8 protein-coding genes are annotated in these 12,117 nt (G+C 60.0%); 3 read left to right on the top strand and 5 right to left on the bottom strand.

Annotated elements, in window-relative coordinates; all coding sequences use genetic code 11:
* Positions 1-305 precede the first annotated feature (305 nt).
* On the bottom strand, positions 306-803 hold the full coding sequence (locus K227x_RS20510) for a hypothetical protein (protein ID WP_145172459.1): 498 nt from the start codon (positions 801-803) through the stop codon (positions 306-308).
* Positions 804-1,344: 541 nt separating this feature from the next.
* On the opposite strand from K227x_RS20510, the gene K227x_RS20505 reads away from it, so the two are divergent.
* Positions 1,345-2,082: a penicillin-binding protein activator LpoB gene (locus tag K227x_RS20505; RefSeq protein ID WP_145172457.1), complete on the top strand. Its 738-nt coding sequence runs from the start codon at positions 1,345-1,347 to the stop codon at positions 2,080-2,082.
* Between the two features lie 37 nt (positions 2,083-2,119).
* Positions 2,120-3,451 (top strand): hypothetical protein, encoded by a 1,332-nt coding sequence (locus K227x_RS20500; RefSeq protein WP_246145998.1) that lies wholly within the window; start codon positions 2,120-2,122, stop codon positions 3,449-3,451.
* 1,058 nt (positions 3,452-4,509) lie between these two features.
* Here K227x_RS20500 and K227x_RS20495 read toward each other — a convergent pair.
* Positions 4,510-6,039, bottom strand: coding sequence for a sulfatase family protein (locus tag K227x_RS20495; protein ID WP_246146864.1), 1,530 nt, complete (start codon positions 6,037-6,039; stop codon positions 4,510-4,512).
* Between the two features lie 208 nt (positions 6,040-6,247).
* Here K227x_RS20495 and K227x_RS20490 point away from each other — a divergent pair, with 208 nt between their 5' ends.
* Positions 6,248-7,609 (top strand): EF-hand domain-containing protein, encoded by a 1,362-nt coding sequence (locus tag K227x_RS20490; RefSeq protein ID WP_145172453.1) that lies wholly within the window; start codon positions 6,248-6,250, stop codon positions 7,607-7,609.
* A 218-nt stretch (positions 7,610-7,827) separates the two neighbouring features.
* Here K227x_RS20490 and K227x_RS20485 read toward each other — a convergent pair whose 3' ends face one another.
* The 3 genes from K227x_RS20485 to K227x_RS20475 form a co-directional block, all read right to left on the bottom strand.
* Positions 7,828-9,021 (bottom strand): nucleoside monophosphate kinase, encoded by a 1,194-nt coding sequence (locus K227x_RS20485; protein WP_145172451.1) that lies wholly within the window; start codon positions 9,019-9,021, stop codon positions 7,828-7,830.
* Positions 9,022-9,292: 271 nt separating this feature from the next.
* A complete protein-coding gene (locus K227x_RS20480; RefSeq protein WP_246145997.1) occupies positions 9,293-9,532 on the bottom strand; it encodes a hypothetical protein in 240 nt (79 codons plus the stop codon).
* A 563-nt stretch (positions 9,533-10,095) separates the two neighbouring features.
* The gene (locus tag K227x_RS20475; RefSeq protein ID WP_145172449.1) at positions 10,096-11,823 is read right to left on the bottom strand and encodes an outer membrane protein assembly factor BamB family protein; all 1,728 of its coding nucleotides are present in this window, start codon (positions 11,821-11,823) and stop codon (positions 10,096-10,098) included.
* Positions 11,824-12,117: the final 294 nt, after the last annotated feature.

Below are 12,117 nucleotides of genomic sequence, written 5' to 3'. Positions count from 1 at the left end.
CATCGGGTGCGGGCGGCATCTGCGCCGCGAAGTGAGAGGCGAGTCGGAGTTACGGGAACGGTAGTTCCTTCGAAAACTTAAACTTGAACTCAAACTCGAACTCGAACTTTCCTTCGAACTCGAACTTTCTTCCGAGCTCGAACTTTCTTTCGAACTTCAGCGTTGCCGATCGACATCACCGGGTAAAACCCAACTCACGCGGCCACGCTTGATCGTCGCACCGCGGAAAGAGTACGAGTTTTAGTACAGGTGCAGGTTCTGAAACGAACCTTCGGCGAACGACTCTCTCTATCGACTGCCCGCCCTCAGTCGACGTTTTCGAAGTCTTCGAATTCGTCGAGGTCGTCGTCGATATCATCGTCGAGTTCTTCGTCTTCCTCGGTGTCGGTGCTGTTGAGCCCGAATTCGGCGCTGATTTCGTCTTCGATTTCGATTTCGTAATCGTCTTCGAGTTCTTCTTCGAAATCGTCGTCAAAGTTGTCGTCGAAATCGTCTTCGTCGATGTCGTCGAATTCGTCGAGGTCATCGTCTTCGGACAGATCGTCCTTGTCGTCCACCTCTTCGCCCGGATCCGTATTGGGATCCGAGTCGGAATCTGAATCGCTATCGTCGTCGCTGTCCACGTCATCGTCGCTATCGTCGTCGCCGAGTATCGCAACCGGCGTCAGGACTACGGGGGCTCCCGTCAGCGGCGAAACGACAGCTGGTCCAGAAATGGTGGATGGCAAAGTCGTCTCGAACCCCAGCGCTGCGTTCGGGACAATGTCCGATTCGGCAACGTTCGGAAGGGCAGCAACAGTCATGAGCGAGGTCTTACAGGAAAGTGTCGAAGGGGTGCGGCAGACGAAAAGCAACCGGCGATCGATGGGATGGACATTGGCGATAACGCCATGGCCAGGTTACCAGCGAAGGGCTTTGCGTGCTTTGGGCGATACGGGTGGGTTCGGTGTTCTCGGTTGATTGTCTCGATCGTTCCGATATTTTCAACGACTACCCGCTGAAAAGGCCGATCAGTCCGTAACGGAGGTATCGATTGTGTGGGATTGGGTTCCGCATTTGGCAACGCGGCCGAGACCGATGGTGATCCGATTTCGCGGTAAAGCGAGCTCGGATACGAAACCGAAACGAATTCTGGTCTGGGCCACGGATCGCACATTTTGATACCTCGCCAGCAGCCGACAAGCCGAGTAACCGCAATTCTTGCTACGAATTTTTGATATCCACCGCTGGGGCGAGCTTTTGCGAGCTTTAGTGGATCGTTTCAAGCCCCCGATTGCTCGGTCCGTGGCCCTGTCGGGCCCCTGTCAGCTAAGTCCCCCCGAAATTTTTGGGAAAAATAGATCGATGACGCGAAATCGCAGCTGGATTACCACCGCCCTGGTCACCACATCGGTCTCGATCGCCGCGATCGGGGCCCCCGGATGTGCGGGTCGACAATACGGCCACCTGTTGGCCAGCAATGATCAAGACATGGTGGGCAGCCACGCCGCCGGCGCCGCGACCTGGAACCCATTGGTGGAAGAATCGGTTGCCAAACTGTTGGGCCGCTGCCCGCCCGCGATCCAGACGGTCGGATTCCAGTCGGTCGATGGGATGCCCGTCGATGGCAGCACCATCGGTTCGGCGCTCGCGACCGGACCAGCGACGGTCTGTTTCGTCGGGATCGAAAACAAGAGTGCCGAAGAACTGGGTGACTTCAAGGACCAGATCTATGAACAGATCGACAGCCAGATCAATTCGGCGGAAACCTTTCGCGGCATCAGTCGCCGGATGATCGACGCGGCCCTGGTCGAAACTCGGCTTCGTCCAGACGCACTGTTCCTGCCCAATAACCGTGACCTGTTCGCCGCAACTTTGGGACGGCAGGGCACCCCGGTCGATTATCTGTTGTACGCAACCATCACCAGTGGGACGACGGATCGCAACAAGAGCAGCCAGCGCGACTATACGTTGACGCTGGAAATGGTGAACCTGCACAGTGGCGATTTTCTGAAAGAGTCGGCCAAGATCCGCAAAGGTTACAGCAAGACGCGTGCGGGCAAATGGTGGAATTGGGGTCCGTTTGATCAAGCCGATGGCTAGAGATTGCCGCTGCCAGTTACGCCCACGGCGGTGGCTGGTGCTGATCGTTATCGCCATCGTCGGGTTGCCGACCGGGTGCGCACGTTCGGTCAAAACGATCGAACATGCACGCGCGGCGTACACCGCTGGCGATCTGCAAACGGCGGATCAGACGCTGACAGCGTTTGCCGAAAAACGTAGCCGGTCTTCCGATACGGCGGCCTTGGATCTGGCGATCGTCGAATTGACGTCCGGTGACATCGATTCGGCCGAAGCTAGGTTGCGCAAAATGCGTGACAAGTTCGATCAATTGCCGAAGTTGTCGATCGTTGGCGAAGCGGCTTCGGTCGTGACCGATGACCGGGCGCGAATGTATCGACCGGCCGGCTACGAAGAGGTCATGGTCCGTGCGATGTTGTCGGTGTGTTCTTTGGCGGGAGACGCCATTGATGCCGAAAGCTATTCGTTGCAAGCAGCCAAGAAACAGAGCGAGCTGCAACAGGCGGCTGCCGATCGAGGGATCCCGTCGGCCGACCAACTGTATCAGCCGATCGCGCTGGCACCGTACCTGCGTGGCGTCCTGCGCGAAGCCACTCACCACGATTTCGACGACGCCGAGAACGCCTATCGATTGGTCAGCGCCGCGGCCCCTCACTTCGCACCGGCCGCCGAGGATATTGCAAGAGCCAGCGGTGGTGCGCACAGCAGTGCCGGCCACGGTGTTCTGTACGTGATCGCCTGTGTCGGACGCGGGCCGGTGCTGCGAGAAACCGTTGCCCAAACCACATCGACAGCGCTGTCGATCGCGTCGGCGGTGTTGAATGCCGAGACCAACGAGACCGATGGTCCCGATGGCAAACGGGTCAACGGACCGGTACTGCCGAACATCGCATCGGTCAAAGTTCCCGAAGTCCACATCCCACCGTCACCGATTGCCGCCATCGGAATTCGCACCGGCGGCCAATTGCTGGGAGCCACTCAGACGCTGACCGATGTGGGGGATTTGGCCATCCGGCAAGTCGAAGCCGAGATGCCTTGGACGATCGCTCGCGCGGTCGTGCGCCGCACCACCAAGGAAGCCACGGTGGCCAAAGTCGGCGATTCACTAGGCCTGGATGGGACCGCCGGAACACTGTTTCACTTTGCCGCCGCATCCGCGTGGGCAGGGTCCGAGAAAGCGGATACCCGGTGCTGGGGGCTGCTGCCACGCGAGATTCAAGTCTTCCGCGCCGAATTGCCTGCCGGCGACCACGAGGTTGCAATGCAGTCGCTGGGGTACACCGGCCAAGCCATCGGACCGCCCGTCCAGTTGTCGGTCCCCATCGTGGACGGCCGCAACACCTACCGAGTCGTCATCGCCCCGGCGGAAACGATCTTCGTAGCACGCTAGTCTAGCCGCACCGGCCAACGCCCCGCAGCCCAATCGCTCAACGCACACGTACAACCCGATCGCTGCGGTCATGCACCGCACGTACGCCCCGACAGGTGCGGTCATGCACCACACGTACGCCCCGACAGGTGCGGTCATGCACCACCCGTACGACCCGACAGGTGCGGTCATGCACCACGTGTACGACCCGACAGGTGCGGTCATGCACCACGTGTGCGACCCGATCGCCCAATCGTTTCACCGCGTGGGCATCGCCCCGTGCGTCCACGTGCAGGAAACGCGCGGCCCGCTGGGCATGCGGTTAAACGATCGGTGCGGTCATGCACCACACGTACGACCCGGTGCGCCCCATCGTTTCACCGCGTGGGCATCGCCCCGCGCGTCCACGTGCAGGAAACGCGCGGCCCGTTGGGCATGCGGTTAAACGACAGGTGGCGGTCATGCACCACATGTACGACCCGATCGCCCCATCGTTTCACCGCGTGGGCATCGCCCCGCGCGTCCACGTGCAGGAAACGCGCGGCCCGCTGGGCACGCGGCTAAACGATGGTGGCGGGCATGCACACATGTACGACCCGGTGCGCCCAATCGTTTAACCGCGTGGGCATCGCCCCGCGCGTCCACGTGCAGGAAACGCGCGGCCCGCTGGGCACGCGGTTAAACGATGGTGGCGGGCATGCACTTATGTACGACCCGGTGCTCCCAATCGTTTAACCGCGTGGGCATCGCCCCGCGCGTCCACGTGCCGGAAACGCGCGGCCCGCTGGGCACGCGGTTAAACGATGGTGGCGGTCATGCACCACGTGTACGACCCGGTGCGTCCCAATCGTTTCACAGCGTGGGCATCGCCCCGCGCGTCCACGTTAGGAAACGCGCGGCCCGTTGGGCATGCGGTTAAACGATGGTGGCGGTCATGCACCACATGTACGACCCGTGCGGTGCGGTCATGCACCACGTGTACGATCGGTGGGGCGTCGTCCGCCGCGTGTACGTCCTGCGGACGGTTGGCGCACACGGCTAAGCGAGACAGGGGGGCGGAGCGACTCGGGTGCGGCTGGTTACTTCGCTTCTTGGTTGGCCGGTTCTTCGACCACCATCGCGGCCGGGAAGTCGGCGGATTCGTTTCCGCCTTTTTCGGACCAACGCTTGTTCTGCGAATTGCCTTTGGGTTGGTTCATTGGGATGTCCATCCCGCCGGCGTCACCTAGCATCCGGTACAGTTCGGTTTCCATTTCTTTCGCGACCGACTTGTACGCGGGATCGTGCAGCAGGTTTTTCTTTTCGCCCGGGTCCGTCGTCAGGTCGTACAGTTCGTCGGTGTCCCACAGCCCGTAGTACGTGATGTACTTGAAGCGATCGCCGCGGAGCGCGAACTGAGTCGGTGTCTGGGGGAAGTTCTTTTCCCAGTAGTACACGTACAGAAAGTTCTTTCGCCAATCCATCGTCGGTTGGTTGGGCAAGTCCAAGAAACTGGTGCCGTCGATGTAGTCAGGGGTTTCCAGTCCGGCGGCGTGCAGCACGGTGGGGCCGACATCGATGTTGCCGATCACTTGCTGGACCACTTTGCCGCCTTCGTAAAGGTCGGGGCAATGCATCATCATCGGCACTCGCATCGATTCTTCGTACGACACTCGTTTGTCGATCAGGCCGTGTTCGCCCCACATGAACCCGTTGTCGCCCATGTAGATGACCAGGGTTTCGTCATGGACGCCCATCTTTTTCAGCTGCTCCATCACTCGACCGACACTGTCGTCGACCGCCAACAGCGATTCGCAGTAGCGGCGGTACAGATAATCCAGTCCGTTGTCGCTGTGATAGCTGAAGTCGATCCCGTGCCAACTGTTGCGTTGGTCGCGGACCCAACGCGGTGAATTGTTTTCCGCGTCGATGCCTTCGCCGCGTGGCAGGAAGCTAAGGTCGGCGTTGGCATATCGATCTTTATGTCGCTCGGCAGGCGTAAAGTTGCTGTGCACCGCTTTGTGCGACAGGTACATGAAAAACGGCTTGTCGGAATCCTTTTGTTGTTCCAACCAATCGACCGCGTAGTCGGTCATTTCGTCAGTGATGTAACCCTTCTGTTTGACTCGTTCCCCGTTAACGTTCAGCGTGTATTTGGGGCCGGGCGGCAAGTAGTTGCCCTGGCCGCGGAAACTGATCCAGTGGTCGAAACCGGGACGCGGGTCGTCGTTGGCGGCGCCCATGTGCCACTTGCCGATGTAGGCAGTCGAATAGCCGGCGCGCTGCAGATACTGAGGAAAGAAGACCGTGCCCTCGGGCACCAGCCGGTTGTTGTCGATCACGCGGTGTTTGTGGGTGTACAAACCGGTCAAGATCGACGCACGGCTGGGCGAACACAGCGACGTGGTGACAAACGCATTCTTCAGGTGCACGCCGCCGGAGGCCAGTTGGTCCAGGTTCGGGGTTTCCAGAAATGGGTGTCCCATGAACCCCATCGCGTCATAGCGATGGTCATCGGTCAGGACAAAAATGACGTTCCGCGGTTTCACGCCGGGTCGCTTCGGTGTGGCCGGCATCTCTGCGGCGGTTGACCAGGCGGTGGGGATGCTTGAAAGGATCAAGCAAGACATCAGGGAAACGATGATCGAACGCATCAGCCGAGGGCTCCGAGAAGTTAGAAATGCACGTTTGGGGGGGGCTGCCGTTTCCGCCGGATCGAATGGTCCAGGCCAAATCCGGCGTCCCTTATGCTAACCCATGTACAATAGCCGGGTTGTCTTGGCGATTGAGACAAACTTTTCGACGAAACTTTGGCGGTTGCGTTTGGTTTAAATGAGTATGAACACACGCACATTGACCTTTTTGGTCCTGACCCTGTCCGCATCCATCACCGCGCTGGCTCAGCCGCCGTTTGGCGGCGGTGACCGAGGGGGAGATCGTGGTGGACGCGGTGGCCCTCCCGGTGGTGGTGATCGTGGAGGCGGCGGATTCCCGGGCGGTGGTGATCGCGGCGGCGGTGGTGGGCGTGGTGGCCCTCCCGGCGGCGATCGTGGATCACGCGGTGGTTTCGACCCCAGTTCGATCATGGATCGACTGGACGCCAACAAAAATGGTGTTCTGGACCCCGACGAACAGCAGGGCCCGGCTCAGTTCCTGATCGGACGGATGCAACAATCCGATCCGTCGATCAAACCAGGCAAGCCGATCCCAATCTCGAAAATCAAAGATGCGTTCGAGAAAATGCGTGGCGGTGGAGATTCGAGTTCCCGCGGTGGCAGTTCCAATGACGGTCGATCGGCTGCTGACGAAGCGCTGATCCCGGAATTGCTGGTGCCCGGGTTCGGCGAGGAAGTCGAAGCGTCGCTGTTGATGGGGTTCGGCCCCAAAGCCGAGATGTTGTCGGTGCCGGTGACGGACGCTGATCGCAAAGAAGCTTCGGAAACGATGCGACGTTACGACCGCAACCGAAACGGCATGGTCGATAAAGAAGAAGTGTCCAGCCGGTTTTCCGGAAACCCGATGGACTTTGACCGCAACAAGGACGGGAAGTTGTCGCTGGACGAGTTGGCGGTTCGCTATGCCCGTCGACGTCAGGGCGAAGAAGACGCCAAGAAATCCAAGCGAGACGACCGCCGCGGAAGAAAAGAAGAAGGCAGCGGCGAAATCGTCGACGTTTACAACGGACGCAATTCGTACCGAGTCACCTCCGGCCGTTCCAAGCCCGAAGGTCTGCCCGGCTACTTTACCGATCTGGATGCCAACAGCGACGGGCAAGTTACGATGGCCGAGTTTGCCACCGATTGGAATGACGAGACGGTCCGCCGTTTCTTCGATTCCGACTTCAACCGTGACGGCGTGATCACCGCGGACGAATCGCTGCGAGCGGTCGAGGAGGGGCCAGCGTCGCAGATGTCCAGCGGCTCGGTCGCATCCACATCGTCCAGTGCGGCGTCGTCCGGATCCAGTTCATCGGATTCGGCTAGCCCTGCCGCACCGGTCGCGGGCGGCAAAGCCGATCCGAAGTACGTCAAATTGGTCGCTCGGATCGTGTCACGATACGACAAGAACAACGACGACGCGCTGACCCCATCGGAATGGGAATCGATGCTGATGAGCCCAGCAGCAGCCGATGCCAACCGAGACGGTAAGATCACGATCGAAGAATACGCCCTGTGGATGCAGTCCAAGCAGCCCAGGTAATCGATCGAAGTCCCGGAGGGACGACAGCGCCAAGTGCCGGTGGTCTCGACCACCGGTTGATTGACGCCCGGCCAGTGACGCCCGGCCAGTGACACCCCGCCAGTGACACCTTGGCCAGTGACACCTTGGCCAGTGACACAGCGGATCAAGATCCACGGCAGTGGGGAATCGCCACTGTGTGGCAGACCGTTATCCGCGCCCTTGGTGGTCGACGCGGACTAGCCGCGGCGGATTTCCGATCCTTTGAACCTGACGTCGATGTGATAGACCTTCCGCGGCTGGTATTCGATGTCGCCGGTTTTTAGGTCGAATCGAATGGGCACGTTGTGACGAGTGATGTCGACAGTGGCGTGAAATCCGCGTTCGGAGAAAACGTCGATCAGCATTGCCAACGCATCGGGTTCTTCCCAGATCGTTTCTTCGGAGTTGATGTTCGCTCGGCCTGAAATGGCGTGGCGGACAACGATCGGCATCATCTTCCGTTCGATCTCGTCGACGACCTGGTGAAAGAGGTCGGGTTGTTCCATTTCATACGCATCCAGCCGGGTCACTAATTCGCGACGCGCATGGCTGACAATCTCGCTGGCCAGCGGGATGCTGCGCAGTGTGTGGAAGGTCCGCGGGTCCAGTTCTAGCGAACTCTGGTATTCGAGTTCTCGCAGGATGTTTTCCTGGACCACTTCCAGCGGCGCTTGGGCGTTGATGAAGTGGTAGTGGAAAATCTGCTTCAGCGAGACCAACGCATCGTAGGTGCGTTCTTTGAAGACGCGGTACCGATTGCGGGCTAGTTCTTCGCTAAAGTCCGTGGGCCGTTCATCCATCAGCACGCCGTCGGCTGGACGTTCGGCCGACTCGTTATGCGCGATCGTTTGCCGGCCCCGTTTGAGTTGACGACGGACGCTTTCGGCTTCGTCGACGAACAGCAATAGGATGTGAAAGATTGGTTGTTTGAAACTGGACGAATCAGCCGACTCGGCGAACTCGCGGCGCAGGCCAACCATTTCATCGAACAATAGTTTCAGGCATTCGACCTGGACCTTGGTGCGTGGGAACCCGTCCAGGATCGCACCGCTTTGATATTTAGGGTCCAGCAGTTCGCGGAACACGATCCGCACCGCCTCGCGGTCGCCCACCATGCCGCCCTGAGCCTTGATCGCGCGAGCCTCGGGGCTGTTCAGCAGTTCGCTGACGACGATCGGATCGGTCGTGATGTCGCGCACTTCGCGAATGAAGTCGGTGTTGGTGCCCTTCCCGGCACCGGGGGCCCCGCCAAGCAGGATCAGTTCTTGCGGGAATCGCATCTGGCTGCGTCCGCGCAGGTCCTCCATTTCCTTCCAGACCGAATTGAAGATCAGCTGGGCATCTTTGACTTCCAAGTCGGCGGGCGAGTTCTTCTTCATGGGGGTGGGCATGGAGTCGGACACCTTGGTCTTCCGGCGGCTCGGGTTGGAGATTACCGAAATAGCTTAGTCCCGTGCCTCGAAATGCCATAGATACCGCCCACCCACAGAATCATTCGGTTTGGGCTGGGGCTTTGGGGCGAGGCGTGGCCAGGAAGCGCGGGCGCGAGTACGAGTTGCCATCGCGCGCAGCGGTAGGTCGAGGTTTCTGGCAGTGCATTCGGACGCGGGTGGGGGGGCAGGCTGCGGGGTGGAGCTGCCTGGCAGTCGTGCTGTGTGGGGGCTACTGCGCGACTGCGACGTTGTTGCAGACTTGGCTCAGCACGCCCGCGCGGCGGATCGCTGGGATCAATTCGTCCACCAACGACGGTGTCGGAAGATTGCCGTCGACAACGATCCGCGACGATTCGATCGTCACGTTCAATTGATCGGCGTAGGGTGCCAGCTGATTGTCAAATCGCAGCACGCCGTCAATCTTGTCTCGCAATCTTTGATCACGATTTTGGATTTCAATGGTCGTCATCGTCGTAGTTCGACCGCCAGGTCGAGGTCCCAGAAAATGAAGGTGCGAATCCTGAACGTAAAAGGCTTCCAAGGGACAGCCCTCGCGGATTCGTCAGCACTATCTATCGATTTACACGGCATCGCGACAAGGTCAAAAGAAAACTTGCTCTGCCGAGCAGTTTTCCTCCGAAAAGGGCGTGATAGCGAACGCTTGCGATGGATAGCGGCAGAATTGGCTCTGCTATAGGCCGCGGATTGGGAACCCGAAAACCGCAGTGCTTTGCGATTGGATTCGCTAAATCGCCAGATCCATGGGCGAATTTCAACCGCCCAAGCGTCCACGCGCTGGCGGAATGGTCGGGGATCGGGGGGCCGGGCCGCCAGTTCGCCGGGCCGCCAATTCGCCGGGCCGCCAATTCGCGCGTGGCGCACGCGTGCCGGGACAGCTGGTTCGCCAGCCGGCGCTGGAGGTGTCGTCGCGGCTTAGGGGGGGGGGGGGGGGGGTAGCCGCGCAAGGCATGCCCCGCCCAGGCATGGCTACCTAGAGACCGGGGAACGAAGGTCCGCTTTAGGTCCGCCGCGTTAGTTTCCGAACGGGTCGCTGCCAAAGGGGTCTGCCATCGCATCGCCGCCGCCGAATGGGTCGGATGCATCGCCGCCACCGAACGGGTCGGATGCATCGCCGCCACCGAACGGGTCGCTGCCGGCGCCGAAGGGATCCTTCGATGCACCGAACGGATCTTGACCGGCCGGCGTAAAGGGGCTCGACGAGTCCTTTGCCTTGCCTTGCTTGTCCTTTGATCCGGCTTCTTCGAGCGGTTGGGGGTCGGGAGCGACGTTGAACGATGGCAGTTCCGAGTCGATCGGACGCAGGCACTGAACCGCACCTGAATCGCTGACAAAATACAGCCGATTGGTTTTGGTGTTGGGCAGCAAACGTCCCGGACGAACCTGCGGGTAGGTGCCGATCGTTTTGCCGGTCTTCAGGTCCAGCACTCGCAAAGATCCGCCAATCGTGCGTGCAAAAATTCGCTCGCCCAAGCAACCGATCAGTTTGGCAATCTCCGACGCCGGTTCGTCCCACATCACGTCGCCATTGTCGACGCGTAGCGAATGCAAACGGCCAAAGGTCGACAACATCAACACGCCTTCGCCGGCGACCAAGGGGACTTCAAAGAACGGTTCGCCGAACGGGACCGACCACATCACTTCGCCGCTCCGCGTCGCTCGCAATCCATAGGCTTGACCATGGTCGGTTGCGAAAAAGAATCGGTTGCCTTCGATCGCTCGGATTCGGCTGGTGACCAGCCCGTCGGTTTGCAGACGAAACAAGATCGATGGTGTTCCCATCATGTCGATCACATAGACCAGACCTTGGTCGGTGGCCCATGCGATTCGCGAAGAACCCGGGGCTTGTCGAGGTGGCGCCAGGGCGCGTCCAGCCACTGCTCCGATGAAGGGTTCGGCCAGTTGATCGGTCAATGAATACGATTCGATGCCGCCGCCAACGGTGATCACCATCGTGTTGTCGCCGGCGCTGACGGCGCCGAACTGTGGCGGGCTGACGGTTCGGATTTCTTTGATCACTTCGCCACTGGTGGCGTTGACTTGGATCAGGTTTCCGCCGTTGATCACGGTCAAGTATTGATCGGTTACTCCCAATTGACCGTACGGCAATTGCGAGTTGCCCACTTGGGCTAGCCACTGCACACGGCCGGTTTCCGAATCGCGTGCTTCCAGCGTCCCGTCTTCGGAAATCGAATACAGGGTCACGCGAGCCACTTCGGTGGTCCGCATTTCCGCTTCGATTCCGCGGCGTTTGAGTCGGCGGATTTCATTGCTTGCCAACCGCTCGGCTTCTTTCTTCTGCATCGGGTTGCCCAGACGATCCGGCGTGCCGACGGCGATTCGCATCAACACTTTGGCGTTGTCGGGTTTGCCCGATGCCTTGCCGTCTGATGCGTTGCCGTCCGATGCCGGGCTGCTGGCATCGCCCGGGGCGGCCGCAGGTTTGGCGGCAGCCGCACTTGGTTTGTCGGCGCCGGCTTCTTTGTCGGTGGGTGCGTTGGCCACGCTGGCCGAATCCACGATTTCGACGTACACGTGAGGGTTTTCGGGATCCACGTTCAACACTTGGTCGACGATCGATGCTTCCCCGTACGGAGTCGCGATCGCTCGCTGCCATGATTCGACCAGGCCAAGCTGCGCAGCAACTTCCGGTGGCATCAATGTTTCATCGGCGCTACAGCGGGGACCGAACTGGCTGGGCAATGCTGCGGCGAGACAAATCAGAATGAGCAATCGATGCATGACGATTCGTGATCAGGCGAAAAGGAAGAGAGAAAACTGGTCCCGGGACAAGCGGGCTGGGGCCGGATGATGTCGGGTCCCCCAGATCGGGAATCCATACCTGCTGGACCCACCAACACCCGACTCGGCGAGTCCATCGCAGCCGGTGCGAAAGGGAGGTGACGGCAGTCAGCGGTGGATCGCGACATCGCAACCCGGGCAGCCATACCCTAGTTTAACTAACTGCACGGTGGTCGGCGAACGAAAGAACCTGCGTTTTCTAGGTTCTAAACGATCCTTGGCCTTTGAGCCGGA

The sequence above is a fragment of the Rubripirellula lacrimiformis genome (assembly GCF_007741535.1).
Taxonomy (GTDB): Bacteria; Planctomycetota; Planctomycetia; order Pirellulales; family Pirellulaceae; genus Rubripirellula; species Rubripirellula lacrimiformis.
The sequence above is the reverse complement of the archived record's forward strand: the minus strand, read 5'-3'. Positions and strand labels throughout refer to the sequence as shown.